Below are 25,638 nucleotides of genomic sequence, written 5' to 3' on the forward strand. Positions count from 1 at the left end.
ACGAAGAACGAAATCATATCAAAGGGTCAGCAGCACGGCAAGCCCCTTCCCGAAAAAATCTGCCGGGGCGAAATCAGCGCGCAGTGCGCGACCCTTCACTCCCCTTTATTCTTGCCGAGATCCACACCGAGTTGCTTGAGCTTGCGATACAGGTGCGTGCGCTCCAGACCGGTCTTCTCCGCCACGCGCGTCATGCTGCCGTTCTCGCGCGCGAGGTGATATTCGAAGTACGCGCGCTCGAACGCGTCGCGTGCGTCGCGCAGCGGGATATCGAACGAGATCGATGCTGTTTGCGCCGCCAATGCGCCGCTGCTCATGCCGTCGGCCGACAGCATCGGCAACGCCGCCGCCGACGCCACTGCCGACGCGTTCGTCGGCAAGGCCGGCTTGACTGCCGCGCCGCCTGGCGCGCTCGCCGCATTGCCACGCGCCAGCCCTTGCTCGACGGCCTTCAACAGCTTCTGCAACGCAATCGGCTTCTCGAGAAAATTGAGCGCGCCGATCTTGGTCGCTTCGACCGCTGTATCGATAGTCGCGTGGCCGGACATCATGATCACCGGCATTGTCAGTTGCCCTTGCGCGGCCCACTCCTTGAGCAACGTCACGCCGTCGGTATCGGGCATCCAGATGTCGAGCAATACCAGATCGGGCGCCTGGCGCAAACGGAAGTCGCGCGCTTCCTGCGCGTTTTCCGCAGCCTCTACGACATGCCCCTCGTCGCTCAGGATCTCCGAGAGCAATTCCCGGATGCCCATTTCATCATCTACCACCAGGATGGTTGCCATTTACGCTGCCCTTGTCTGCACTGTTGCTTTTGTCGTTCCCTGCGACGCACCGCCGTGCGCCGCCCGCGGCCCCGCTTCAGGCGCCGCGGCATCGTCTGCCAGTTGAAGGAAGAGGATCGAAATCTGCGCGCCTTCGATCACATCACCCGCTTTCATGCGGTTGCGAATATCGATCCGCGCGCCGTGTTCGTCGACGATCTTCTTGACCATCGCGAGACCGATGCCCGTACCTTTGGCCTTGGTCGTCACGTAAGGCTCGAATGCACGTGTGAGGATACGCGCGGGGAAGCCCGGCCCGTTATCCGACACTGTCAGACGCACCGCGACGCGCACCTTGCCTTCCGCGTCGGGGTCTCCGTATTCTACTGTCCTCGTCTCGAGCAAGACACGTGGTTGCTCGACGTCGGCCACTGCATCCTGCGCGTTCTGCAGCAGGTTGTGAATCACCTGACGCAATTGCGTCGCGTCGCCGCGGATCACCGGCAACTCCGCGAGCTCCACCTGAATCGAGCTCTTGCCTTCCTCGATACCGTACAGCGTGAGCACTTCGCTGACCAGATCGTTCAGCTGCAGATGCGCAAGCACCGCCGGCGGCGTACGCGCATAGTCGCGGAAATTGTCGACCATCTGCTTCATTGCCGCGACCTGGTTGACGATCGTGGTCGCGCCGCGCTTGAGCACATCGGCATCCGACGGCGAGAGCTTGTCGGCGAGCTTCATCTGCAAGCGCTCGGCCGAAAGCTGGATCGGCGTGAGCGGATTCTTGATCTCATGCGCGAGGCGCCGCGCGACCTCACCCCACGCGATCGAACGCTGTGCCGAGATCACGTCGGAGATGTCGTCGAACACGACGACGTAGCCCGAGGTCTGCATGTCTTCGGCGTCGCGTTCGGTGGCGGACACAAGGCGCGCGCCCCGCACGAGCAAGGTGAGCGGTTCCGTTTCGCCCGGCACCTGCACCGAGAACTGCTGCTGCCAGTGGCCGCGGTCGTCGTGACCGTCGCCGCTCGCGGCCTCGCGATCGGCAAAGGCCTTGCGCACCATGCCGCCGAATTCGCTCAACACGCCGATCTGCTCGAGCGCCGAACCCAACACCTCCTGGAACTGCTGGCGGAAGATCCGCTCGGCGCCGCGGTTCGCGGTGGTGAGGCGGAACTGCCGGTCGAACACGAACACGCCCGCCGTCAGGTTCGCGAGAATGCTTTCCAGATAGGCCTTCGAATGCTCGAGCGCGATACGGTTGTTCTCGACCGCCGCGCGCGCTTCGGACAACTGCCGCGTCATCGCGTTGAACGACTGCGTGAGGAAGCCCAGTTCGTCGCGCGACTTGATTTCGCGCTTCGGCGTGTAGTCGCCTTCGGTCACTTCCTTGGTGCCCTGCGCGAGCAGGAACAACGGCCGCGCAAGCTGATTGCCGAGCGCGAGCGCCAGCATCATCGCGATGAAGGTGGCGAGGAACAGCGCGAGCGTCAGCGTGCCGATGTACATCTTGCGCAAGCCGGTGCGGCCCAGCGCCTTCTCCTGATACTCGCGATACGCGCGCTGCACTGCATCGGCATTGCGTGCGAGCGAGGGCGACACCGGCTGCGTGAGTTGCAGGAACCGTTCGGTGGGTTGCAGCAGCGCCGCGTTCGAATCAGGAATACGCTGCACGACGCGCAGCCTCAACGCGCCCTTGCTGCCGTGCGCGTGCGGATCGCCGTCCACCTCGCCTTCGATCGCGGCGAAACCGCGGCCGCGCGCCTGATCGATCATCAACGGCGTGGGCAAGTCGTTCGGCAAGAGCGTCGCGAAATTGCTGGACGCCTGTGCGACCACGTGCATGTCCGGCGTCGCGCCCGACATGCTGCGGGTGGGTTCGACGATCGTCGCGTCCTGCACGCCGAACTGATCGCGCAAACGCAGTAGCGTGAGCGTCGTGCCGGCCGCGTCCGCGCTCGCCAGCTGTTCGGACATCAAACGGCCCTTGGTCTGCAGATCGGACAGCGACGCGTCGAGCATGCCGCGGCCGAGATTCAGGCCCGAGGTCAGCGCGGTTTCGACGTTCACGTCGAACCACGACTCGATACTGCGCGACACGAACTGATACGACACGACGTAAATGATCCCGCCCGGCACCACGCCGACCAGCGCCATGAAGAACGCGAGCTTCGCTAACAGCCTGGTGCCGAACTTACCCTTCCGTAGCCGCGCGATGATGATGATGACGAGCGTGGCCACCACCAGCAGGAAGATCATCGCGACCGCGAGGTTGGCCGCATACAGCCACTGGTAATAGCGGTCGAAGAATTCGGTATTCGCGCTCGCCGCCGCCAGCAGGACGAGCAGCAACACGGCCGTCACGGCGACCGTCGACACCAGCACGCGCACGACGATGCTGCTGACACTGGTGGCTCGGCGCACTCTATTTAGCACGTTCGGTCACCGTGAAGGTAAAGCGCTTCCACTCCGAAGAGAGATTCCAGTCGCGGTTGTTCACCGCGTCGATCTGGAACGGCTTGGGCATCAGCGCGATGTCGAGTTGCATGCGCACGGAGGCATTGTAAGTCTCGCCGGCATGCACCTGATTGCGGTCGATCACATGCCACGAGGTGACGTGCTTGATCACCGCGAGCGCGTCCTTGAGCGTCGTGAAGCCGAGCTGCAAACCGCCCGACGACACGCTCGACACGCGGTACTCACGCGTGAGCGGCTGAAACGACAGCCGAATGCTCTGCGACACACTCACCGGTTGCTCGTCGAACCAGTACCAACGCGGCCGGCTCAACTCGAAATCGGTCGTGAAATAAAGCGGAATGCCTTTATTGACCGCGTCTTCGAGGTTGCTGTTCAGATCGAAGTCGAAGCGCGCGTCCAGGCTCCAGCCGGTATTGTCGGCCTGCAGCGACGCACGCTGCACCGCGATCGGGTCAGCGTGCGCCGCGCCCGGTGCGGCAAGCCATACGGCCAGCGCGATCCAGAGCACGGCTGCGAGCCGAAGCGGGAAGAAGCGTTTGATGGTCACCGTTTCTGAAAGCGCGCGTAGAAAAATCCGTCGTGGTCTGAGTTCGAGCCGGCGCCATCTTCAGCGGCGTGTCCGGCATGGGAACCGGCCGATGTGTCGGCGGGCGCGCGGGCAACTGCGGGTAAAAGTTGCCCCGGCGCGTCCAATCGTACCGCATCCTGGTATTTGTCTCCAAACCACTGCGCCTGCAACTCGCCTTCTTCGGGGAAGATCGAGCACGTAACGTAGAGCAACTCGCCGCCTGGCTTCACGAGCGGCCACAGCGCGTCGAGAATGCGGCGCTGTTCGGCGACCAGCGCGGGAATATCCGACGCGCGGCGCAGCCAGCGAATATCCGGATGACGCCGCACGATGCCCGACGCCGAGCACGGCACATCGGCGAGAATGCGGTCGAACGGCTGGTCGATGTCGTCATGCCATTTTGACGGCTGGCCCGCGTCGCCGATGCGTACTTCCGCGTCCAGCTTGAGCCGCTGCAAATTTTCACCGATGCGGCGCGCGCGCGACGCGTCGCTTTCGAGCGCGATGAGCTGGAGGTTGGCCAGTTCCAGCAAATGACCAGTCTTGCCGCCAGGCGCCGCGCACGCATCGAGCACGCGCATGCCGTCGCGCACGCCGAGCAGTTGCGCCGCGAGTTGCGCGCCGGCATCCTGCACGGACACGACGCCGTCGTTGAAGCCGGGGATACGGTCGACCGGCATCGGCGTGGCCAGCTTGACCGCGTAGTCGCCGGCTCGGCTCGCGGCGATGTGATGATCCTGCAGCACTTGCAGATAGGCATCGACTGTCGAGCGGCGCGCGTTCACGCGCAACGTCAGCGGACCTTGCGTGTTGCCGGAGGCGAGCACCGCTTGCCACGCGTCGGGCCATGCGCGCTTGACTGCGTCGATCCACCACGCGGGGTAATTCCAGCGCGCCACTTCGTCGGCCTGCAATGCGCTGAGCAGCGTCTCACGCTCGCGTAAGAAATTACGCAGCACGGCGTTGACGAGTCCTTTCGCAAACGCGAATTCACGACGCGCAGCGATTGCGCTGACAGCCTGATCGACGACGGTGAACGGCGCGTAAGCAGCGCTCGCTTCATCGTCGACGAGCAAGGCGAGCGCACAGGCGAGCACGTGGCCGACGTGTGGAGGCGGCGCCTTCTTTACCAGCTTCGCGATCAGCCATTCGACAGTAGCCAGACGTCGCATCGTGCGATACGCGATGTCCTGCACTGCGCCGCGCGCAGCGGCGGCGTTGCCTTCAGGCGCGGACACGAACACGGATTGCAGGGCGGCCGGCAACGCCGCGCCGAGGCGCACGGCGCCGACGGCCTGGCCTGCGCAGTCGAGCGCAAAACCGAGCGATTCGGGCGCGAGATGCATCACCGACAGACGTGATTCGCGCGGGCGCGCCGATTGGGAAGCAGAACGCGAAAAAGGCTTTGGGATCATGAAAGAGGCAAAGGCAGGCCGCGCGGAGCGCGCGACGCAAACAACACATTGTAGCGTGGTGCAGCGCGGGGGCCTCTGCGGCAGGACGGCCGGGCCGCGGCAACCAGCGCGTATGGCCCGAGAACCTGCTGCCGGCGTGACAGGCCTTCACATCGCTTGTATCCGGCGGCGCCGCCGCTCTCGCGCGCAATTTTCTCCGCTTCATAAAAAAGGCGAGCCCGCGGACTCGCCTTTCATCACACGGCGCGCGCGCCTCGCCGTTCGCGCCTCGCCATCGGCGCCGCGCACCGTTATCCGTTATTCGAAGCGCCCGGTGCGCGCCATTTCCATCAACCGCGCGATGCGTTCCTCCGTGGCCGGGTGCGTCGAGAACAGATTCGCGATACCGCCGCCCGACAGCGGATTCATGATCATCATCTGCGCGGTGGCAGGATGCTGTTCGGCTGCGGGGAACGGAATGCCGCTCGCGTAACGATGGATCTTGTCGAGCGCCGAAGCCAGCGCTTGCGGGTCGCCGGAAATCTGCGCGCCACCACGGTCCGCTTCGAATTCACGTGCGCGCGAAATCGCCATCTGGATCAGCGCGCCGGCGATCGGCGCGAGCAACGCGACTGCAATGCTCGCGATCGGATTCGTCGGACGGCCGTTTTCGTCGCGGCCACCGAAGAACATCGCGAAGTTCGCCAACGCGGAAATGGCGCCCGCCATCGTCGCGGAGATGGTCGAGATCAGGATGTCGCGGTGCTTCACGTGCGCCAGTTCGTGCGCCATCACGCCGCGCATCTCGCGCTCGGACAGCACGCGCAGGATACCCGTGGTGGCCGCGACCGCCGCGTGCTCCGGATTGCGGCCGGTGGCGAACGCGTTCGGCGCGTCTTCGTTGATCAGGTAGACGCGCGGCATCGGCAAGCCAGCGCGGGTGGCGAGATCGCGCACCATCCGGTAAAACTGCGGCGCGCTCGTCTCGTCCACTTCCTGCGCGTTATACATGCGCAGGACCATCTTGTCCGAGAACCAGTACGAAAAGAAATTCATTCCGAGGGCGATCACGAGCGCGATCGTCATGCCGCGCGACCCGCCGATCATCCCGCCGATCACGATGAAAAGGGCCGTGATCGCGGCCATCAACATCGCGGTTTTGACCCAATTGAACATGTCTGCAACTCCTTGCCCTAACGCGGGTTCATATCTGCGCCGCGTCATGGCGGCGCCTGATTGTAAGCGAACTGTTAGATATGGGTGCGCGAGGAAAATTCAATCATCTTGATGCGGTGGCGAGCTTGACGCCCAAGCCGACGAATGCGCTGCCAACGCCGCGATCCAGCCACTTCTTCACTGACGGTTTGCCGGAGAAACGCCGCGTCACGCTTCCGGCGATCCACGCGACGAAACTGTTCCAGATCATGCTCATCACGACGAACACAACGCCGAGCGTGAGGAACGCGAGCGCTTTGTGGTCGCTGCCGGTCGTCACGAACTGCGGGAAGAAAGAGACGAAGAACAGCACCACCTTCGGGTTCAGCACGTTGGTCCAGAAGCCTTGCAGGAACAGCTGACGCAGCGACTTCGGCGCGCCCGCCGCACGCGCTTTGCACGCCGCCTCGTCTGCCGCGGGCTTCGCGAAAATCAGCCGCACGCCCAGATAAATCAGATAAATCGCGCCGACAAACTTGATCACGGTGAAAGCGGTGGTCGACGCGGCCAGCAGCGCCGTCAAGCCGAACGCGCAGGCAAGCGAATGGACGCAGCATCCGGCGGAGATACCGAGCGCCGACATCAGACCCGCCCCGCGCCCCTGCGCGACACTGCGCCCGACGATATAGGCCGTATCGGGCCCGGGTGTCACGTTCAACAAAAAAACGGCGACGACGAAAAACTCGAAATGGGTGATGCCGAACATGGAAATCCTCGAAAACTGGGCCGTTGCATGGAGGATTCTAACGCGCCGCAGGCGTGCGGCGGGGGCGCCGAACATCGGCCGAACGGACGATGTTCAGGACGCGCGCATCGCTGTTATTGTGCTTCGGGAAGCTGGAAACGCTGCCCCGCGGCCAGCGTCGCGCCGGCCAGAAATTCGCGTACCGGCAAGCGCTTGCCGCCGGGTTTCTGCAATTGCGTGAGACGCAGCGCGCCTTCCCCGCAGGCCACTACAACGCCTTCGGGCGACACATCGGTAATCGTGCCGGGAATGCCGCCATTGCCTTGCGTTTGTGCCGGCACGGCTGCCCAGATCTTGATCGACGTGCCGTCTTCCAGCGTGGCCACGCCGCCGGGGAACGGGTCGAATGCACGGACCTGGCGCGCAAGAACGGCGGCCGGCCGTCGCCAGTCGAGCGCGGCTTCGTGCTTGCCGATCTTTTCCGCGTAAGTCGCGCCGTCCGCGGGTTGCGGCGTCGCCGGCAGCTTGCCGTTGCGCTCGAGTTCGCTCAGCGCGTCGACGATCAGCTTCGCACCGTCCTGCGCAAGCCGGTCGTGCAAGGTGGCGGTGGTGTCGTCGTCGGAAATCAGCGTGCGCGCTTCGGAAATCATCGCGCCGGTGTCGAGGCCGACGTCCATCTGCATCAGCGTGATGCCGGTTTGCGCGTCGCCCGCTTCAATTGCCCGATGGATCGGCGCGGCGCCGCGCCAGCGCGGCAACAGCGATGCGTGAATATTGATGCAGCCATGCGACGGGATATCCAGCACTTCCTGCGGCAGGATCAGGCCGTACGCGGCCACCACCATCACGTCGTGCGGCGTGGCGCGCAGCAGGTCGATCGCGGCTGCGGCTTCGGCCGGGTACTTGCCGGCGCGGCGCAGCGACGGCGGCTGCGCGACGGCAAGGCCATGCTCCTGCGCATAGCGCTTTACCGGGCTCGCCTGCAATTTCATTCCGCGTCCGGCGGGCCGGTCGGGTTGGGTCAGCACGAGCGGTACCGGAAAACCGGCGCTGTGGATCGCGGCCAGTGCGGCCGCGGCGAACTCCGGCGTACCGGCAAAGATGACGCGCAACGAATGACTCATGAACGGGAGCAGTAGGCGAAATGGACGCGAATTACATCGCGTGGGCGAGCTTCTTCATCTTGCTCTTGATACGCGTCTGCTTCAGCGACGACAGGTACTCGACGAACACGCGGCCCATCAGGTGATCCATTTCGTGTTGGATGCAGACCGCGAGCAGCCCTTCGCAGCCCATCTCGAAGGTCTCGCCCTTCTCGTTCAGCGCCCGCACTCGCACTTTCTCGGCGCGCTCCACGTTGTCGTAAATGCCCGGCACCGACAAGCAGCCTTCTTCCGAAAGCTTCCGCTCGTCGCTCGACCAGATGATTTCCGGGTTGATGAAGACGAGCAGTTCGTCGTGCGCGTCCGACACGTCGATCACGACCACGCGCTCATGCACGTCCACCTGAGTCGCGGCAAGGCCGACGCCGGGCGCGGCGTACATCGTTTCGGCCATGTCGGCGACGAGGCGGCGGATGCGGTCGTTGACCGCTTCGACCGGCTTCGCGATCTTGTGCAGCCGTTTGTCCGGGTAATTGAGGATGTTCAGTAAAGCCATGATCTTGAAGTTGATTTCAGGCGCCGCTGGCCGGTGGAAGGTTCGCGTTGGCCATTCGGCCAGGTTGTGAGCCCGTCGCGTTACGCACAGGATAGATGGTGTCGAACCGGTTCGATTCAACGCGCCACTTGCGCTAGACGACGAGCCCGCGCGGGTGGGCGCGGCGCTGCGGTTATTTCGGATGATGAAAATTTTAGCATGGCGCCCGCCTGCCCGCTGGCCCTGTAGGAGGATCGACCGCAATGCACACGTTGCCCGCAACCCATATTGAACTCGCCGCCTGGCTGCGGCTATCGCTCGCGCCGGGGCTGAAACCGGCCGCGCTACGTTTGCTTCTGAGCGCTTTTGGACTTCCCGAAGCGATCTTTGATCAATCGCCAGAGGCGCTCGCCAGCATCGTCGGCGAGGCTGCCGCGCGCGCCGTGCTGGCCCCGGCCAGTCCCGACTTCGAGGCACAGCTTGCCGCAGTGGTTGCGTGGCGCGAGCAGCCCGGCAATCAGCTGGTAACGCTCGACGATCCCGCCTACCCGCCCACGCTGCTGACCATGCCCGATCCACCGCCGTTGCTATATATAAAGGGCCGGCTCGATCTGCTGCATACGCGGGCAATTGCCGTGGTGGGCAGCCGCAGCGCGACGCCGCAAGGTGTGGAGGACGCGGAGCGTTTTGCGCGTGAGCTTTCAGTGGCGGGAGTGACAGTTGTGTCGGGGCTGGCGCTCGGCATCGACGGCGCCGCGCATCGCGGCGGCCTGGAAGGTCCCGGCGGCACGGTGGCGGTCATCGGCACCGGGGCGGACCTCGTGTACCCGTCGGCGCATCACGCGCTGGCCCGGCAGATCGCGGTGCGAGGTGCGATCGTCTCGGAATGGCCGCTCGGCACGCCCGCGCGCGCCGCCAATTTCCCGCAGCGCAACCGGTTGATCGCCGGCCTCGTCAGCGGCGTGTTGATCGTGGAGGCAGCGATGCGCTCAGGCTCGCTGATCACCGCGCGGCTCGCCAACGAAATGGGGCGCGATATCTTTGCGCTGCCTGGCTCGATCCACGCGCCGCTATCGCGCGGCTGTCATCGGATGATCAAGCAAGGCGCCAAGCTGGTCGAAACGCCCGATGAGGTGCTCGAGGAGCTCGGCTTCGCCAGAGCGTCGACGGCTAAGCCTGTTTGCACGCCGTCTGTGCAGCGGGATAGCGAGGTTCAGGCGGATTCGCCACCGGCAGCGGCGTCAGCTGCCGTTCGGCCAGCAATTACCGCAGAAGGTCAGCGATTGCTCGCCGCGCTCGGCCATGCGCCAAGCACACTTGAAATTCTTGCCACCCGCACCGAGATGGAGGGCGCAGTATTGCAAAACACATTGCTGCAACTCGAACTCGCCGGCCAACTGACCGTCCTGCCTGGCGGTCGCTTCATGCGGGCAAGCTACGGCTGACCCTGCATCGACCATGGATTGACCGCGGCTCGCGACCGGCCATGCTACATTCGCGCCAAAGCACCTGACAAAAGTACGCAAGGAACCATCATGCCCGCGCTGAATCTCGACACCGACCAAGACCGGATCGCCGAGCGCGTCAACGAACCCGACACGCTGTTCGTTGCCTGCCTGTGCGCGGAGTGGTGCGGAACCTGCCGTGACTATCGGGAAGTCTTCGACCAACTGGCGGACAAGCGCCCGGACATCTGCTTCGCATGGATCGACATCGAAACCCATGCCGACCGTTTCGATGACCTGGACGTCGAGAATTTCCCGACCATCCTGATTGAAGACTCGGTCACGACACGTTTTTTTGGCACGGTTTTGCCACAGGCGGCGATTGTCGAGCGAATGCTGGTCGACCTGACGGCCGTGCCCGGCATCAGCGGAGCGCCCAAATTACGGCCCGCACTGGCAGTCGCCTGACGCGCAGCAACCGGCCGCACAGCCTTGCGGGACAGCCGCTGCAGGCTGTCCCGAACGCGCACGCCACGGCTTGCTCAACCGCTGGGCACGAAATTATGATGGCACGCATTTTTATGGCACTTGACACGCCGCTCTCGCGCCGTGTGCTATAAAGCGGTCGTTATTGGGTCGCAAAGGTCGCAAACGAGGGTCGCGCGCTAATTTCGCGCACTCAAGGCCATCAACCCGGATCTACCAACCTCACATCGAGTCATGTCCAAAGCACTGATCATCGCCGAAAAGCCTTCCGTCGCGAACGACATCGCGCGCGCTTTGGGCGGTTTTACCAAGCATGACGAATACTACGAAAGCGACGACTACGTCCTTTCTTCGGCAGTCGGCCATCTGCTGGAAATCGCCGCGCCCGAAGATTATGAAGTCAAGCGCGGCAAGTGGAGTTTCGCCAATCTACCCGTCATTCCGCCGCATTTCGACCTTAACCCGATCGCAAAAAGCGAGTCGCGCCTGAAGGTGCTGACCAAGCTGCTCAAGCGTAAAGACGTCGAACGCCTGATCAACGCATGTGACGCGGGGCGCGAAGGCGAGCTGATTTTCCGCCTGATCGCGCAGCACGCGAAAGCCAGGCAGCCGGTGCAACGCCTGTGGCTGCAATCCATGACGCAGGCCGCGATTCGCGAAGGATTTGCCCGCCTGCGCAGCGACGAAGAAATGCAGCCGCTCGCCGACGCGGCACGCTGCCGTTCGGAAGCGGACTGGCTGGTCGGCATCAACGGCACGCGGGCCATGACCGCGTTCAACAGCAAGGGTGGCGGCTTCTTCCTGACCACGGTTGGGCGGGTGCAGACGCCGACGCTATCGATCGTCGTGGAGCGCGAAGAGAAAATTCGCCGCTTCGTGCCGCGCGACTACTGGGAAGTGAAGGCGGAGTTCGTCTGCGCAGCCGGCTTCTATGAAGGCCGCTGGTTCGATCCCAAGTTCAAGCGTGACGAGTTCGATCCGGAAAAGCGCGACTCGCGTCTGTGGGCGCTGCCCGCCGCCGAGACAATCGTCGCCGCCTGCCGCGGCCAGATCGGCACGGTGACGGAAGAGTCGAAGCCGTCCACGCAACTGTCGCCGGCGCTCTTCGATCTGACCAGCTTGCAGCGCGAGGCCAATGGCCGCTTCGGCTTCTCGGCGAAGAACACGCTCGGTCTGGCTCAGGCGCTGTACGAAAAGCACAAAGTCTTGACCTATCCCCGGACCGACGCGCGCGCGCTGCCGGAAGACTATATGGAGACGGTCAAGCAGACACTCGGCATGCTCAAGGAGAGCAACAACTATCTGCCGTTCGCCAAGCAAGTGCTCGACAAGGGCTGGGTAAAGCCGAACAAGCGCATCTTCGATAACTCGAAGATCAGCGACCACTTCGCAATCATCCCGACGCTGCAAGCGCCGAAGAGTCTGTCCGAACCGGAACAGAAGCTGTACGACCTGGTCGTGAAGCGCTTCCTGTCGGTGTTCTTCCCGGCCGCCGAGTACCGGGTGACGACACGGATCACGGAAGTGGTCGGCCATCACTTCAAGACCGAAGGCAAGGTGCTGGTCGAACCGGGCTGGTTGCAGGTCTACGGCCGTGAAATCAGTGGCGAAGACGCGAACCTCGTGCCAGTGCAGAAAAACGAGAAGGTCAAGACCGACAAGATCGCCGCACAGCAACTGGTGACCAAACCGCCCGCACGCTACAACGAAGCGACCTTGCTGTCGGCAATGGAAGGCGCGGGCAAGCTGGTCGAAGACGACGAACTGCGCGAAGCGATGGCGGCCAAGGGTCTCGGCACGCCGGCCACGCGCGCTGCGATCATCGAAGGCTTGCTCGGCGAAAAGTATCTGATCCGCGAAGGCCGCGATCTGATTCCGACCGCCAAGGCATTCCAGCTGATGACGCTGCTGCGCGGCCTCGGCGTCAAGGAATTGACCGCACCGGAACTGACCGGCGAGTGGGAATACAAGCTCTCGCAAATGGAGCGTGGCAACCTGCCGCGCGACGCGTTCATGCAGGAAATCGCCCGCATGACGCAAACCATCGTCAAGCGCGCGAAGGAATACGATTCCGACACGATCCCGGGCGATTACGCGACGTTGCAGACGCCGTGTCCGAATTGCGGCGGTCAGGTGAAGGAAAACTACCGGCGCTTTGCGTGCTCCAAGTGCGAGTTCTCCATTTCGAAGATTCCGGGCGGACGCCAGTTCGAAATCGAGGAAGTCGAGGAGTTGTTGAAGAACAAGACGATCGGACCGCTGTCGGGTTTCCGCAGCAAGATGGGCCGGCCGTTCTCGGCAATCCTGAAGCTTTCGCTGGACGACGAGATCAAGAACTACAAGCTCGAATTCGACTTCGGCCAGGATTCGGGCGGCGAAGACGGCGAACCGCCCGATTTCTCCGACCAGCAGCCGGTCGGCGCATGCCCGAAGTGCAAAGGACGCGTGTTCGAGCACGGCATGAGTTATGTCTGCGAGAACTCGGTTGCGAACCCGAAGACGTGCGACTTCCGCTCGGGCAAAGTGATCTTGCAGCAGGAAATCGCCCGCGAGCAAATGGCGAAACTGCTGGAAGAAGGACGCACCGATCTGCTGACGAACTTCAAGTCGTCGCGTACCGGCCGCAACTTCAAGGCGTTCCTCGTCAAGCAGAACGACGGCAAGATCGGCTTCGAGTTCGAGAAGAAGGAACCGTCGGCGAAAACCGCCGCGAAGACTGCGGCGGCGAAATCAGCTGCCAAGGCGGCGCCGGAAGCGGATGACGAAGAGGCGGCAGTTGCAGTGAAGGCGGCGCCCGCGGCAAAAAAGGCAGCTGCGAAGAAAGCGCCCGCTGCCAGGACCGCCGCGGCCAAGAAGGCGCCCGCCAAGAAAGCGGCGGCGCGCAAGACCGGCTCGTAATTGAAGCTGGGGGAATCCAGCAAGAATCTGCCGCAGGAATCTGTGGCCGGCATTCAGTTCATGTCCAGCCAGCTTCGCGCTCGCTATAAAAAAGGCGCAGTCACTTGAAGTGACTGCGCCTTTTATTTACCGCCAGACTGCGTTTGTCGCCGCGCTTCCCGTCCAGGACGAACTCACAACGGCGACAAAGCCGTCGGTCGCGGGCGATTCGACGTCTTCGCCAAGGTCTTCGGCACTGGCGACAATTCGCTGTCGAGGAGCCGTGACAGCGGCTCGGCGCCGTCGAAGGCTTCCGGCGGCATCATCTCCGTGGAATCCACCGCGGCCGCCGTGGCAGGACGCACCAGGCCGTCCTTGATCCACTGCTCGCCGAGCAGACTGTTCGGCGTCTGGCTGAAATGATCGACCAGGTGATCGATGAACGTGCGCACCTTCGCCGGCAAGTGACGGCGGCTCGGATACGCAATGTTGATCTCCACCTGCGGCAAACGGTAATCGCCGAGCAGGCGCACGAGCCTGCCGCGCGTCATGTCGCGGCCAATCAGATAGCTCGGCAGAATCGCGATGCCCATGCCGAGCAGCGCAAACTGCCGCAGCATTTCCGTGTTGTTCGCCACGATCACGTTCGACGGACGCACCCGCACCTCGCCGTCCGGCCCCGTGAACACGCGCTCGTCGCCCCAGTACTCAGACGGCAAGCTCAGGCACGGATGCTCGAGCAGATGCTCAGGACGGGTGGGCGTGCCGTGCTTTTCCAGGTATGCGGGAGTCGCGCACACCGTCATGCAACCGGTGGTCAAACGCCGCGTGACGATGCTCGCGCTGCGCATCTGCCGCGCGATCACCACACCGACGTCGAAGCCTTCTTCGACCAGATCGACCTGGCGGTCCACCAGCGTGACATCGGGAATGACTTTCGGATAGCGCTCCGCATATGTCTGGAGCACCGGCGCCAGGTTATGCAACCCGAACACGACCGGCGCAACTATTCGCAAGGTGCCGACGGGTTCATGATTTCGCGCGACCACCATCTGCTCGACGTCTTCCAGTTCGTCGAGAATCTGACGCGCACGCTCCAGATAAACTTGACCTGATTCCGTCAGCGACAAGCTGCGGGTTGTGCGATTGAGCAGCCGCGTACCAAGACGGCCTTCGAGATCGGCAACGTGGCGGGTCGCGACTGCGTTGGAAATATCCATCGCGCTTGCAGCGCGGGCAAAACTGCCGAGATCCGCCACTTTGACGAAAACTCGCATCGACTGCAAATGATCCATAGGACAACTCCTGCCGTGTTACAGCGTCCTGACAATTAGTGAAAACCAGTGAAGCGAACTTGGAATTCTCCTACGACTCGCAAAATCGTGCAGAAGTTGCCCGTCAAAGCGGAAATTTTGTCGATATTTGTGCCACTGTGTTCCCTAGTGCGGGGCATGGACGCTCATTGTTCCCAGAAAGGCAACAATCTGCTGCACTGCAGCTTGCGCTGTCTTTTTTGTTCGAACAGACGCAACGGTCGCTCGAGTGTTGCTGAATCAGAAAAAATGCCTTGGGGGTCGAATTAAAAAACAAAAACCGCCCGAAGGCGGCTTTTGATACGAAGTGAACACTCACGTGATCAGGCCACGAGTTTTCGCTCCAAGGCTGCTTTAGTCTGAGTCAAAGCCGGTGGCAACCCTTGCTGCAGTGTGTCAAACAACTCGGCATGCAGAACGAGTTCATCGCGCCAGGCGGCGGCGTCGACCGAGATCACCTGCTGGAATTGCCCGCGGCTGAAATCGAGCCCGCTCCAGTCGATGTCTTCATAGTGCGGCGAAATGCCAAATGCGTGTTCCTCGCCTGACGCCGAGCCTTCAATGCGTCCGACCATCCAGCTCAACACCCGCATGTTCTCGCCAAAGCCCGGCCAGACGAACTTGCCGTCCGCGCCCTTGCGGAACCAGTTCACGCAGAAGATCTTCGGCAGCTTCGCGTTCAATTTCTCCAGGCGTTCACCGGTTTTGAGCCAGTGACCGAAGTACTCGCTCATGTTGTAGCCGCAGAACGGCAGCATCGCGAACGGGTCGCGGCGTACGACGCCCTGCTGCCCCGCGGCGGCCGCGGTCGTTTCGGAGCCCATGGTCGCCGCCATGTAGACGCCTTCGACCCAGTTGCGCGCCTCGGTAACGAGCGGCACGGTGGTCGAACGGCGGCCACCGAAGATGAACGCGTCGATCGCGACGCCCGCCGGGTTCTCCCAGTCGGCATCGATCGACGGACATTGCGAGGCCGGCGCCGTGAAGCGCGCGTTCGGGTGCGCCGCTTTGCGGCCGCTTTCCTTCGCGATCGCCGGCGTCCAGTCCTTGCGCTGCCAGTCGATCAGGTGCGCGGGCGGTTCGTCGGTCATGCCTTCCCACCAGACGTCGCCGTCGTCGGTCAGCGCAACGTTCGTGAAGATGACGTTTTCCTTCAGTGTGGCCATGGCGTTGAAGTTGGTCTTCTCGCTGGTGCCCGGCGCGACGCCGAAATAGCCCGCTTCCGGATTGATCGCGTACAGGCGGCCGTCCTTGCCCGGCTTGATCCACGCGATGTCGTCGCCGATTGTCGAGATTTTCCAGCCGTTCAGGCCTTCCGGCGGAATCAGCATCGCGAAGTTGGTCTTGCCGCAAGCCGACGGAAACGCGGCGGCGACGTGATGCTTGCGCCCTTCCGGCGAGGTCACGCCGAGAATCAGCATGTGTTCGGCGAGCCAGCCTTCGTCGCGGCCCATGGTCGACGCGATGCGCAGCGCGAAACACTTCTTGCCGAGCAGCGCATTGCCGCCGTAACCCGAGCCATAACTCCAGATTTCCCGCGACTCAGGGAAATGGACGATGTATTTGGTGCTGTTGCACGGCCACGGCACGTCTTTAGCGCCCGCAGCGAGCGGTGCGCCGACCGAATGCACGCACGGCACGAACTCGCCGTCTTCGCCCAGCACGTCATACACCTTGCGGCCCATGCGCGTCATGATGCGCATGTTGGCCACCACATACGGGCTGTCGCTCAACTCGATGCCGACGTGCGCGATCGGCGAACCGAGCGGCCCCATCGAGAACGGCACCACGTACATCGTGCGGCCGCGCATGGTGCCGTCGAACAGGCCGTCGAGCGTCGAGCGCATTTCGGCCGGGGCGATCCAGTTGTTGGTCGGGCCGGCGTCTTCACGGCGCTGCGAGCAGATGAAGGTGCGGTCCTCGACGCGCGCCACATCGGACGGATCGGACCACGCGAGATAGGAATTGGGACGTTTGGCGGGATTGAGCTTCTTGAGGGTGCCGGCTTCGACCATCTGCGCGCATAAGCGGTCGTACTCCTCCTGCGAGCCGTCGCACCAGACCACCTGATCGGGTTTGGTCAACGCTGCTACACGCTGGACCCAATCGATCAATTTCCGGTGTTTGACCCAGGCGGGCGCTTCGATGATGGGCTGTCCTTCGAATGAGGAATGATTCATCGACCTGTCTCCGTTTTGAAAGCAATAGAAAAACAGTACAAGCCCAGCGACGCTACGCGCGAGAGGCGGTCAATTCATCACACCGACGTTCTTACAACGCGCGCAATTGGTCAGGTTATCGTGGGCCACACACAGCCCGTTGCGCGGAAGCTTTTGCCGACAGCCTTCTGAAACCGTCTGTAAAGCGGCTTGCATCAATACGCAACAAACTGTTAAAAACGATGTCAATCGGCCTTGCCGTGGTGCTGCCGTTCTTCGCGGAAGCTATTACGGTACGGCATCCATCCAGACCACCATGTGACCTGGGTCACATGGTAGGACAGTCAGCATAACACTCCGTTTCGCACCGTCATGGTGCGCCGCAAGACACATACCATGAAGATTGCCATCCTCGACGATTACCAGGACGCCGTTCGCAAGCTCGATTGCTTTCAATTGCTGGCCGACCATGAGGTCAAGGTTTTCAACAACACTGTCCGTGGCTTGGGCCAACTGGCGAGCCGTCTTTCCGAAGTCGACGCACTCGTCCTGATTCGCGAACGTACTCGCATCAACTCGCAACTACTCGATAAGTTGCCTCGTTTGCGCATGATCAGCCAAACCGGCAAGGTGTCGAGCCACATCGATCTGCAGGCGTGTACCGAGCGCGGCATCGCCGTGCTGGAAGGCAGCGGCTCGCCGATCGCGCCGGCCGAACTGACGTGGGCACTCATCATGGCCGCTCAACGGCGGATTCCGCAATACGTGGCAAACCTTAAGCAAGGGGCCTGGCAACAGTCGGGGTTGAAGACGTCGGCATTACCGCCGAACTTCGGTTTGGGCCAGGTGTTGCGCGGCCAGACGCTGGGGATTTGGGGTTACGGCAAGATCGGGCGGCTGGTTGCCGGATACGGCAAGGCGTTCGGCATGAATGTGCTGATCTGGGGCCGCGAGCATTCGCGCGAAGCGGCTCGCGCCGACGGCTTCGGCGTCGCAGAAAGCCGCGAAGCGCTGTTCGAGCAGAGCGATGTGCTGTCGCTGCACCTGCGTTTGCATGACGACACGCGCGGCATCGTCAAGCAGGAAGACCTGATGCGGATGAAGCCGACCGCGTTGCTCGTGAATACGAGCCGGGCCGAACTGCTCGACGAAAATGCGCTGGTCAATGCGCTGTCGCACAACCGTCCGGGGATGGTCGCAATCGATGTCTACGAAAGCGAGCCGATTCTGCAGGGCTACAGTCTGCTGCGGATGGAAAACGTGATTTGCACGCCGCACATCGGCTATGTCGAGCGCGAGAGCTACGAGTTGTATTTCACCGCGGCGTTCAAGAACATTCTGGCTTTCGACGCCGGGGATACGGCAAGCGTGGCGAATCCGGAAGCGTTGCAGGGCGGCCGGCGGCGTTAAGCGAAGCGCGGGCTCGGGCCCTGCGCGCGGCGGCGCTCAACGAAAAGAAACGGCGAAACGAAACCGCGCCGCCGCCGCTCAGCGCGCTTCGTGCGCGGCGGCTTCGCGCAGATCGGGCATGCGTTCAAGGAAAGTCTCGCCGTCGGTGCGGCCGAGGTTGTACGCGTGGACCATCTGCGAGGGGCTCGTGTAATCCCAGCTCGAAATCGGCACCTTGCGCGAGGGCTGCACGTAGAGCCGTTGCTGCACGCCATGCGGCACGACGAACATCTGCGGACGCGGATAAAGACGCGTGACCATCACCAGCACGTTGCCCGGCGCGTCGGCATCGAGCGCGCCGACCGGCACGTTGTCGACCATCCCGCCATCCAGCACCGGCCGGCCGTGGCGCCGCAGAACCGGCGTGAACGGCGGCGTACTCGACGATTGCAGGATCAGATCCGCGAGGTCCTCGACCGTCGCGCAATCCTGCGCGCGCACGAATTCCGGACGGAAACCGAGCGTCTGACCAAGCGTCGGATGCAGCGTCTTGCGCACGTACTTTTCGATGTTGTACGCGATCAGCCCCGCGGCGACCGCGCTGCGTGCGCCGAGCCAACGCGGCAGATGCGACACGCCGATGCGGATTTCCGGCGCCTGTGCGAGCGTCGAAAACTTGTCGCCATAGATGTCGAGCAGAGCCTGCCGGTAGATGCGGTAATGCGGAAACACCGATTCGCCGCGCAGCAGGTTGCCCCAGTAGGCGTTGCGGGTGTTGTGGCGCAGCGCCTCTTCGTAATAGCGCATCACCCAGTCTGAATCGCGCGTGTAAAGCATGCACGCGGTGGCGGCGCCGGCCGAAATGCCGGTGATGACGCGCGGACGGATACGCAGCTCCGGCTGCACGACGTCCCAGAATCCCGCCTGCCACCAGCAACGATTGCCGCCACCGGCGAATACGACCTGATCGAACATCTTGGCTTTTTCCCCTAATACGGCGTGCGGCGCGTTGTTTTAAGTCGAATTGAGTCGCTTTAGTCGAGCAGCGCGTAGGTGGTCGTGGCGTGGACGGCCATGTTGCCGGTTTCATCGAGCAACTCGACTTCACCGAACACCAGATTACGGCCCATGCGCAATACGCGCGCGGTAATCAGCACGTCGCCCTTACGGACCGCGCGCATGAAACTGATGTTGAGCGAGACCGTGGTCATAGGCTTGAAGCCGCCGAGCGCGGCCGCAATCGCGACGATCATCGCCGTATCGGCGGCCGCCATGAAGACCTGACCGCAGATCACGCCGCCCGAGTGACGCAGTTCGCCGGAAAACGGCAGGCGCAGCGTCGCGCCCTCTTCGCCGACCTTGACCGGTGTGAGCGTGAGCGTGCGCACCCACGGCGCGAGGACGCGGTCGAGCAACTCGAGAATCTCTTTATCATTCATGTCTGTCCCCGGTCGAGAGCCGCACGACGCTTCGCGCGGCATGGTGTCCGCGACATGATACCGGGACGCTGAGCGCAGCGCGTTGTCAGTGACAGCGCGTCTGCCAGGCAGATGTTCGAGCGCCCTTTAGCAGATTTTTTTAAGAAATCTGCTAAAGGGCCTTGGCAATCCCGGAAAGTTGCTGCATAATTTCGCTTCTGTTGGGGGCGTTAGCTCAGTTGGTAGAGCAGCGGACTCTTAATCCGTAGGTCGAGTGTTCGAGTCACTCACGCCCCACCAAGAAATTCAAGCACTTAGCCCAGTCCTCGTGACTGGGCTTTTTGCTTTCTGGATTCCGTGTAGGCACCGTGCAGGTATTTTGGGTCTGTATCAATCAATGTCGATCCATGTCGACGTGCTGGGTAAATGTAGCCGCGCGCAGCGCGCCGAAATATTCAGCCAACGACAAGAACCTGTTAGCGTTCAAACACTCCTGGCGCAGCCCCGGGTCCGGTAGGCACTTCGGCCTATGGTTGGACTTCCCTCGGAACAGTAGACAGATTCCAGCCTTACGCTGAGGCAAGTTCAAAGGCTTCAGGACCGCCGTCGAGCGTGCTGACGCAAGCGCGCTCGTGGTCATTCGAAAGAATTTACGGCAGCAAATCCAGCAGCCCCGGCAGCCCTGCGCGAATCGCGTAGCCGTTATTGACCGGCTTCAGGTCCACCCGCAGCCCGGCCTCGCGCACGATCACCACGCCGGCCATCACATCCCAGGCGTTGATATGCGCCTCGACGTAGCCATCGAACCGGCCTGCCGCGACATACGCAAGACCGAGCGCAGCCGACCCGAGACGACGATGCTCGATGCCCTTCAGGTAAAGCTGTTCGATGGTACTCAGGTACGTCGACAACGCCGTACGCGCCGAATAGCCGATATTCACAAGCCCTGCCCCGGCCTGCAGCTTGCGGCCTTGCAGACGCGCGCCGTTCAGGTAAGCCCCCTCGCCCTTGCAGGCATGAAACAGCTCGTCGTTGACCGGATCGAAAATCACACCGAGCACCGGCTCGCCCGCGACAACGTAGGCAATCGACACGCACCAGTGCCGGTGCTGGCGCAGATAGTTGCTGGTCCCATCGATCGGATCAACGATCCACATGCCGGCCTGGCCTTCGGTACGTCCGGTTTCCTCGCCAAGAAACCCGTCTTCCGGAAACTGCGTAGTCAGCACGTCGCGGATCAGCCGCTCGGTTGCCCGGTCAGCCTCGCTGACGAAGTCCTGCGGCCCCTTCTCGACGATGACGAGATCGTCGCGCTTCAGTCGTTCCTGAAACGACAGCGCGAGCGCACCGGCGTCCCGCGCAAGCTGCCTGGCCACCGCCAGGCGCTGATGCAATGAATCCATGGATAACGTCCGGAGAGTGGGTCAGTGGCGCACGATCAGTTGCACGTCGATCGTCTCGGTCTGCGCATCGCGCTCCGGGTGATCGATACGCCGCTTCAGCAGACCGACGGCGGCATCCGCCAGCTCGCGCGTCGATTGCCGGACCGTGGTGAGCTGGTAGCCGAGCCAGCTGGCCTGGGGAATGTCGTCGAAGCCCGCGATGTGCAGTTTCCGGAACCGCGCGGCGCTCAGCTTCTGCCGGAGATGGTCGATCAGTCCGAGCGCAAGGTAATCGTTGGTACAGAACACGCCATCCGGCAGGGCCTCGGCCTCGAGCAGTTCGCGTGCCGCCATGCCGCCGCCCTGGTAGTGATGCCGAGGCACGTGGACCCGCGAGGTCCGCATGCCCAGCGCCGCGGCCTGCTTCACGAACAGCCGCTCACGCGTCTGGATGCTGTAGGAACCATCTTCCGCAGCAACAACCGCAACATGCCGGCAGTCGGCCTGACGGAAGAAATCCGCGAGCAGTGAGATACCCTTCGCGTTGTCGCACAACACGCGGTCGACCATGGGAGGCTGATCCGCCTTGTTGATCAGAACCACCGGCATCTCGTGGCGAATGCACCTCCGGTAGATTTCGGCGGGCGGTGTATCGGACGTGATGATGACGCCCGATACCGCATAGCGCATCAGCATGTCGATCACCTGCGCACTGTCGCGGCCTTCCGCGGTCGGGATCAGCAACGGGCGGAACTGCTGCTCGAGCAGTGCCTCGCTGAGGTCCTTCAGTTGCTGGGCGCGAAACGGGTTGTCGATATCGGCCACCACCAGGCCAACCAGATCGGACCGCTGCATGTTCAGGCCACGCGCGAGATGGTTCACGTGATAGCCGAGCGTATCCGCCGCCTTGAGCACCTTCCGCCGCGTTTCCTCCGACACGTAGCCGCTATTGGAAAAGGTCCGCGACACCGCGGAACGGGAAACCCCCGCCGCTTCCGCCACTTCCTGGGCTGTTACCTGTTTAAGCATCCGTATTCGTACCCGTATTCGTGTCTGCGGTCCGGCCCGCTTCGCTCTGCAGCCAGGCTGCATAGGCGCGGCTGAACACGAACGGATCGTCAATATTCACCATATCGGGCTTCAGCGCAATCAGCGTCCGGGCATCGTCGGGGACTTCCGAGAAGAAGCGCACCATGATCCGCGCGCCCGCCGCACGCGCGCGTGCGAATTCCGACAGATCGTCGATACGGTAATCGTATTCGATGACATACGGCTTTCCGGCTGCCAGCAGCGCGTCGAGACTCGGGAAATCCTGGCGGCGGCGCATCGTGCGCGCCTGCGGATAACCCGCCTGGATCCGGTCGATCACGGCGCTGTCTTCGCACCAGAAAAAGCAGTACGTCCACGCATCGTGCGCCGCCACTTCTTCCATGACCCGGCGCACATCCGCCGCCTTGATTTCGACGAAGAGTCCGCCACGGTGCTTCGCAAGGGAGAGGTAATCGCCGAGCGTGCTCACGACCTCCCCCGCATAACGTGCATGGAACCACGAACCCGCGTCGCAGTGCGCCAGTTCTTCCTGCGTGCGGTTGGCCACCGGGCCGTCAAGGTTCGTCGTGCGTGCGAGCGTGTCGTCATGGATCACGACCAGCTTCCCGTCCGAACTCGTGCGCACATCGAGCTCAACCCGCTGCGCGCCCATCCGGTACGCGAGTGCCGCACCGGCGAGCGTGTTCTCGGGCGCAACGGTATTTGCGCCGCGATGGCAGACGATCTCGATCGGATTGTCCTTGCTCGGGCGGTACCCACTGATCATTTCCGGCAGATCGCTGCAGATCGCCAGGATCGGCAATTTGCGGAGCGCGGCAATCTCGCGCTCACGCTCTTCGTGCCAGGCGACGATCGGCAGGTCGCGCCTGCCCGCCTCAGCCATCAGTTCGTCCGTCAGCAGTTCGTGCGGCGCATCCGACGCGCGCTCCCAGCACAGGTGGATCATATCGGCCCCTGCGGCTTCCGCCAGCGCAAACGGATCCGCCCCGACCGGCACCAGCACCGACAGCGGATACGGGCATGCCGCCTCGGCCAGCTCGGCCACCTGCGCGATATCGAATGAGCCGAGCACGGCACGGTCGAACCGCATGGCCTCGAGCAGTGCGACGACCTTGGGCCCGCTGCCCTTCGCCTTCAGTTCGACATACAGGCCGCAACCGGTACGCTGCGCAAGCTCGATCACTTCGCGCACGCTCGGTACGGGCTCGCCGTTATTCAGCTTGTATTTGCGCAGTTCGTCGAATGTGAATTGCGCGATTTCGACATCGACGCCCGCATGCTTGAGCAGATTGGCGTCGTGACTCACCACGCAGATGCCATCGGCAGTGAGATGGACATCGATCTCCCACATGTCGGCGTTCAGGTGCGCGGCGAGCGCGAAGGCTTCGAGCGTATTCTCGAGTCGGTGGCCACTTGCGCCACGATGGGCGACACAGAGCGGCTCTGGGCGAGCCAGCGCGGCGATGGCCCGGCGGACGTGTTCACGCGACATGCAGACGGTCTCCGAGTGCATCGAAAAACAGGATGTCGTTCGCTTCGATATGCCACTGCACTGCTTCACCCGCCTTCAGCACCGGCCCGCCGGATTGCAGCGTGCGAATGATGTCGCCATTGGCCAGTTGCAGGTCGTACAGGATCTCGCGCCCCTGATGCTCGACAAAACTCACGGTCGCGGGATTCCCGCCCTCGGATACGAGCGTCACGTGCTCGGGACGCAACCCCGCACGCGCGGGACCCTGCGCCACCGCGCGCGTTCCGCCAAGCGCGATCCGCGCGCCGCCGCTCACGAACTGCTGCGCATCCACACTGCCGCCGATAAACGAGATCGGCGGATTGCCGAGAAAGCCGGCCACGAATTCGGTGCGCGGATTGCGATACATGTGTACCGGCGTATCGACCTGCACGATCCGGCCATGCTGCATGATTGCGATGCGATCGCACATGCTCATCGCCTCGACCTGGTCGTGCGTAACGAGAATCGCAGTGATGCCCGATTCCCGCTGGATGCGGCGGATCTCCGCGCGCATGGCCATGCGCAGGCTCGCGTCGAGGTTGGCGAGTGGTTCGTCCATCAGCAGCACATCCGGACGGCGGATAATCGCCCGCGCGAGCGACACGCGCTGCTGCTGGCCGCCCGACAGTTCGGCGGGCTTGCGGTGCAGCAGCGAGTCGATCCGCACGAGTGCAGCGATCTCGGCCACCTTGCGTTTGATCTCGCGGGGCGGTTCGCCGCGCACCTTTAGCGGAAAGCCGACGTTCTGCTCGACAGTCATGTGCGGATACAGCGCATAGGACTGGAAGGTGACGCCCACATTGCGTGTCTGCGGTGGTTCCTGCGTCACATCGCGTCCGCCGATCAGGATCTGCCCCTCGTCGGCGCGATGGATGCCGCTGACCGCGAACAGCGTGGTGGACTTGCCGCAACCCGACGGGCCGAGCAGCGCGATCATCTCGCCCTGCGCGATATCGACGTTGAGATTGTCGATGACGAGGGTTTCGCCAAAGCGCTTGGTGAGATTGAGAATCCGGATTCCGCTCATCCCTTGTTCCCCCCGCTATACATGTTCATCAGTTGCTTCTGGAATACGATGAAGAGAATCATGACCGGCGCAGCATAGAACAGTCCCACTGCCTTGAAGGTGGCCATGTCGTAGTTGTTGTCGTCAGCGATCAGGCCGGCGAGATAGACGGACAGCACCTGGACATGATTGCCCGGCGCCAGCACCTGCGGCAGCAGATACTCGCTCCAACCTGCCAGGAACGAGAATATCGCGAGCGGCAGCAGCGCCGGCCGCACCAGCGGCAGTACGATCTCACGCCAGACGCGGAAACGGCTTGCCCCATCCTGGATGGCGGCCATTTCGATTTCCCAGGGTACGTTGTCGTAGAAACCCTTGAGGATCCAGATGCCGAACGGCAGTTCGAGCGAAGCCTTGCAGAGAATCACGCCTGGCAGCGTGTCATAGAGCCCGATGTACTGCAGGATCAGAAACGTCGCGATCAACAGCGTGACGGTCGGAAACGCATGCAGCACCATCACGCCGCCAAGGAAGAAGCCACGCAACGGGATATCCATGCGTGACAGCGTGTAGGCTGCCGCCGACGAGATAACGACCACCAGCAAGGTGGTTGTGCTCGCAAACAGCAACGTGTTCAGCGTGACCGTCCAGATGTTTGGACGGCCCGGCAGGTCCTGCCACAGGAAATGCCAGTGCGCGAGCGTGAACGCGTGCGGCAGCCACTCGCCCGCACGCGTGTCGGTGAACGTATCGACCAGCAGGTACACGTACATCAGCACGAGCGGCACACTCGCCAAACCAAGCAGAATGGTGACCACAGGCAGCAGCACGTTCGATGGTTTATTGATCATCGTCGGC

21 protein-coding genes and 1 tRNA gene are annotated in these 25,638 nt (G+C 62.8%); 5 read left to right on the forward strand and 17 right to left on the reverse strand.

Annotated features, from left to right (window positions below; translation table 11 throughout):
- Positions 1-95: 95 nt before the first annotated feature.
- The 8 genes from esaR to def all read right to left on the reverse strand — a co-directional run bounded on the left by esaR (position 96) and on the right by def (position 8,763).
- On the reverse strand, positions 96-785 hold the full coding sequence (gene esaR, locus AC3WLT_RS04195) for a response regulator transcription factor EsaR (RefSeq protein WP_492590662.1): 690 nt from the start codon (positions 783-785) through the stop codon (positions 96-98).
- Positions 786-3,200, reverse strand: coding sequence for a sensor histidine kinase (locus tag AC3WLT_RS04200; RefSeq protein ID WP_492590663.1), 2,415 nt, complete (start codon positions 3,198-3,200; stop codon positions 786-788).
- On the reverse strand, positions 3,190-3,789 hold the full coding sequence (locus AC3WLT_RS04205; protein WP_492590664.1) for a DUF4390 domain-containing protein: 600 nt from the start codon (positions 3,787-3,789) through the stop codon (positions 3,190-3,192). Before AC3WLT_RS04205 ends, AC3WLT_RS04200 begins: the two co-directional genes overlap by 11 nt.
- Positions 3,786-5,225 (reverse strand): 16S rRNA (cytosine(967)-C(5))-methyltransferase RsmB, encoded by a 1,440-nt coding sequence (gene rsmB, locus AC3WLT_RS04210; RefSeq protein ID WP_492590665.1) that lies wholly within the window; start codon positions 5,223-5,225, stop codon positions 3,786-3,788. Before rsmB ends, AC3WLT_RS04205 begins: the two co-directional genes overlap by 4 nt.
- A gap of 297 nt (positions 5,226-5,522) precedes the next feature.
- Positions 5,523-6,380, reverse strand: a complete 858-nt coding sequence (gene htpX / locus AC3WLT_RS04215) for a zinc metalloprotease HtpX (protein WP_492590666.1) — start codon at positions 6,378-6,380, stop codon at positions 5,523-5,525.
- Between the two features lie 103 nt (positions 6,381-6,483).
- Positions 6,484-7,125: a LysE family translocator gene (locus AC3WLT_RS04220; protein ID WP_492590667.1), complete on the reverse strand. Its 642-nt coding sequence runs from the start codon at positions 7,123-7,125 to the stop codon at positions 6,484-6,486.
- A gap of 113 nt (positions 7,126-7,238) precedes the next feature.
- On the reverse strand, positions 7,239-8,228 hold the full coding sequence (fmt, locus tag AC3WLT_RS04225; RefSeq protein WP_492590668.1) for a methionyl-tRNA formyltransferase: 990 nt from the start codon (positions 8,226-8,228) through the stop codon (positions 7,239-7,241).
- A 31-nt stretch (positions 8,229-8,259) separates the two neighbouring features.
- Positions 8,260-8,763 (reverse strand): peptide deformylase, encoded by a 504-nt coding sequence (gene def, locus AC3WLT_RS04230; protein WP_492590669.1) that lies wholly within the window; start codon positions 8,761-8,763, stop codon positions 8,260-8,262.
- Positions 8,764-9,005: 242 nt separating this feature from the next.
- On the opposite strand from def, the gene dprA reads away from it, so the two are divergent.
- The 3 genes from dprA (at position 9,006) to AC3WLT_RS04245 (ending at position 13,571) form a co-directional block, all read left to right on the forward strand.
- Positions 9,006-10,187 carry a DNA-processing protein DprA gene (gene dprA / locus AC3WLT_RS04235; RefSeq protein WP_492590670.1) on the forward strand — a complete coding sequence of 394 codons (1,182 nt, stop codon included), beginning with the start codon at positions 9,006-9,008 and terminating at the stop codon, positions 10,185-10,187.
- Positions 10,188-10,277: 90 nt separating this feature from the next.
- Positions 10,278-10,655, forward strand: a complete 378-nt coding sequence (locus tag AC3WLT_RS04240) for a thioredoxin family protein (protein WP_492590671.1) — start codon at positions 10,278-10,280, stop codon at positions 10,653-10,655.
- 252 nt (positions 10,656-10,907) lie between these two features.
- Positions 10,908-13,571, forward strand: a complete 2,664-nt coding sequence (locus AC3WLT_RS04245) for a DNA topoisomerase III (RefSeq protein ID WP_492590672.1) — start codon at positions 10,908-10,910, stop codon at positions 13,569-13,571.
- A gap of 173 nt (positions 13,572-13,744) precedes the next feature.
- On the opposite strand, the gene AC3WLT_RS04250 is transcribed toward AC3WLT_RS04245, so the two are convergent.
- Together AC3WLT_RS04250 and AC3WLT_RS04255 are read right to left on the reverse strand one after the other, a co-directional pair.
- Entirely contained in the window at positions 13,745-14,845 is a 1,101-nt protein-coding gene (locus AC3WLT_RS04250; RefSeq protein ID WP_492590673.1) for a LysR family transcriptional regulator, read from the reverse strand.
- A gap of 341 nt (positions 14,846-15,186) precedes the next feature.
- Positions 15,187-17,043, reverse strand: a complete 1,857-nt coding sequence (locus tag AC3WLT_RS04255) for a phosphoenolpyruvate carboxykinase (GTP) (RefSeq protein ID WP_492590674.1) — start codon at positions 17,041-17,043, stop codon at positions 15,187-15,189.
- A 375-nt stretch (positions 17,044-17,418) separates the two neighbouring features.
- Here AC3WLT_RS04255 and AC3WLT_RS04260 point away from each other — a divergent pair, with 375 nt between their 5' ends.
- The gene (locus tag AC3WLT_RS04260) at positions 17,419-18,432 is read left to right on the forward strand and encodes a D-2-hydroxyacid dehydrogenase family protein (RefSeq protein WP_492590675.1); all 1,014 of its coding nucleotides are present in this window, start codon (positions 17,419-17,421) and stop codon (positions 18,430-18,432) included.
- Positions 18,433-18,510: 78 nt separating this feature from the next.
- On the opposite strand, the gene AC3WLT_RS04265 is transcribed toward AC3WLT_RS04260, so the two are convergent.
- Positions 18,511-19,386, reverse strand: a complete 876-nt coding sequence (locus AC3WLT_RS04265; RefSeq protein ID WP_492590676.1) for a patatin-like phospholipase family protein — start codon at positions 19,384-19,386, stop codon at positions 18,511-18,513.
- Positions 19,387-19,445: 59 nt separating this feature from the next.
- On the reverse strand, positions 19,446-19,850 hold the full coding sequence (locus AC3WLT_RS04270; protein WP_492590677.1) for a PaaI family thioesterase: 405 nt from the start codon (positions 19,848-19,850) through the stop codon (positions 19,446-19,448).
- Between the two features lie 203 nt (positions 19,851-20,053).
- Between AC3WLT_RS04270 and AC3WLT_RS04275 the strand changes: the two genes are divergently transcribed.
- Positions 20,054-20,129, forward strand: a tRNA-Lys gene (locus AC3WLT_RS04275).
- A gap of 350 nt (positions 20,130-20,479) precedes the next feature.
- Here AC3WLT_RS04275 and AC3WLT_RS04280 read toward each other — a convergent pair.
- Genes AC3WLT_RS04280 through AC3WLT_RS04300 form a run of 5 tightly spaced genes read right to left on the reverse strand, consistent with a single transcriptional unit; the run spans position 20,480 to position 25,631 of the window.
- Positions 20,480-21,232 (reverse strand): inositol monophosphatase family protein, encoded by a 753-nt coding sequence (locus tag AC3WLT_RS04280; RefSeq protein WP_492590678.1) that lies wholly within the window; start codon positions 21,230-21,232, stop codon positions 20,480-20,482.
- A 21-nt stretch (positions 21,233-21,253) separates the two neighbouring features.
- Complete coding sequence (locus AC3WLT_RS04285) at positions 21,254-22,240, reverse strand: LacI family DNA-binding transcriptional regulator (protein ID WP_492590679.1); 987 nt, start codon at positions 22,238-22,240, stop codon at positions 21,254-21,256.
- On the reverse strand, positions 22,233-23,753 hold the full coding sequence (locus AC3WLT_RS04290) for a glycerophosphodiester phosphodiesterase (RefSeq protein WP_492590680.1): 1,521 nt from the start codon (positions 23,751-23,753) through the stop codon (positions 22,233-22,235). The genes AC3WLT_RS04285 and AC3WLT_RS04290 overlap by 8 nt, the downstream gene beginning before the upstream one ends.
- On the reverse strand, positions 23,743-24,801 hold the full coding sequence (locus tag AC3WLT_RS04295; protein ID WP_492590681.1) for an ABC transporter ATP-binding protein: 1,059 nt from the start codon (positions 24,799-24,801) through the stop codon (positions 23,743-23,745). Before AC3WLT_RS04295 ends, AC3WLT_RS04290 begins: the two co-directional genes overlap by 11 nt.
- The gene (locus tag AC3WLT_RS04300; RefSeq protein WP_492590682.1) at positions 24,798-25,631 is read right to left on the reverse strand and encodes a carbohydrate ABC transporter permease; all 834 of its coding nucleotides are present in this window, start codon (positions 25,629-25,631) and stop codon (positions 24,798-24,800) included. The genes AC3WLT_RS04295 and AC3WLT_RS04300 overlap by 4 nt, the downstream gene beginning before the upstream one ends.
- Between the last annotated feature and the right edge of the window lie 7 nt (positions 25,632-25,638).

Source organism: Paraburkholderia sp. FW306-2-2C-D06C (assembly GCF_058781505.1).

Excerpts from the sequence above, each read along its gene's own strand:
- AC3WLT_RS04290 (WP_492590680.1), bottom strand. The coding sequence starts at position 23,753 with ATGTCGCGTGAACACGTCCGCCGGGCCATCGCCGCGCTGGCTCGCCCA.
- AC3WLT_RS04220 (WP_492590667.1), bottom strand. The coding sequence starts at position 7,125 with ATGTTCGGCATCACCCATTTCGAGTTTTTCGTCGTCGCCGTTTTTTTG.
- dprA (WP_492590670.1), top strand. The coding sequence starts at position 9,006 with ATGCACACGTTGCCCGCAACCCATATTGAACTCGCCGCCTGGCTGCGG.
- AC3WLT_RS04280 (WP_492590678.1), bottom strand. The coding sequence starts at position 21,232 with ATGGATTCATTGCATCAGCGCCTGGCGGTGGCCAGGCAGCTTGCGCGG.
- AC3WLT_RS04300 (WP_492590682.1), bottom strand. The coding sequence starts at position 25,631 with ATGATCAATAAACCATCGAACGTGCTGCTGCCTGTGGTCACCATTCTG.
- AC3WLT_RS04255 (WP_492590674.1), bottom strand. The coding sequence starts at position 17,043 with ATGAATCATTCCTCATTCGAAGGACAGCCCATCATCGAAGCGCCCGCC.
- AC3WLT_RS04285 (WP_492590679.1), bottom strand. The coding sequence starts at position 22,240 with ATGCTTAAACAGGTAACAGCCCAGGAAGTGGCGGAAGCGGCGGGGGTT.
- AC3WLT_RS04245 (WP_492590672.1), top strand. The coding sequence starts at position 10,908 with ATGTCCAAAGCACTGATCATCGCCGAAAAGCCTTCCGTCGCGAACGAC.
- htpX (WP_492590666.1), bottom strand. The coding sequence starts at position 6,380 with ATGTTCAATTGGGTCAAAACCGCGATGTTGATGGCCGCGATCACGGCC.
- def (WP_492590669.1), bottom strand. The coding sequence starts at position 8,763 with ATGGCTTTACTGAACATCCTCAATTACCCGGACAAACGGCTGCACAAG.
- AC3WLT_RS04260 (WP_492590675.1), top strand. The coding sequence starts at position 17,419 with ATGAAGATTGCCATCCTCGACGATTACCAGGACGCCGTTCGCAAGCTC.
- rsmB (WP_492590665.1), bottom strand. The coding sequence starts at position 5,225 with ATGATCCCAAAGCCTTTTTCGCGTTCTGCTTCCCAATCGGCGCGCCCG.
- fmt (WP_492590668.1), bottom strand. The coding sequence starts at position 8,228 with ATGAGTCATTCGTTGCGCGTCATCTTTGCCGGTACGCCGGAGTTCGCC.
- AC3WLT_RS04240 (WP_492590671.1), top strand. The coding sequence starts at position 10,278 with ATGCCCGCGCTGAATCTCGACACCGACCAAGACCGGATCGCCGAGCGC.
- AC3WLT_RS04250 (WP_492590673.1), bottom strand. The coding sequence starts at position 14,845 with ATGGATCATTTGCAGTCGATGCGAGTTTTCGTCAAAGTGGCGGATCTC.
- AC3WLT_RS04295 (WP_492590681.1), bottom strand. The coding sequence starts at position 24,801 with ATGAGCGGAATCCGGATTCTCAATCTCACCAAGCGCTTTGGCGAAACC.
- esaR (WP_492590662.1), bottom strand. The coding sequence starts at position 785 with ATGGCAACCATCCTGGTGGTAGATGATGAAATGGGCATCCGGGAATTG.
- AC3WLT_RS04265 (WP_492590676.1), bottom strand. The coding sequence starts at position 19,386 with ATGTTCGATCAGGTCGTATTCGCCGGTGGCGGCAATCGTTGCTGGTGG.
- AC3WLT_RS04270 (WP_492590677.1), bottom strand. The coding sequence starts at position 19,850 with ATGAATGATAAAGAGATTCTCGAGTTGCTCGACCGCGTCCTCGCGCCG.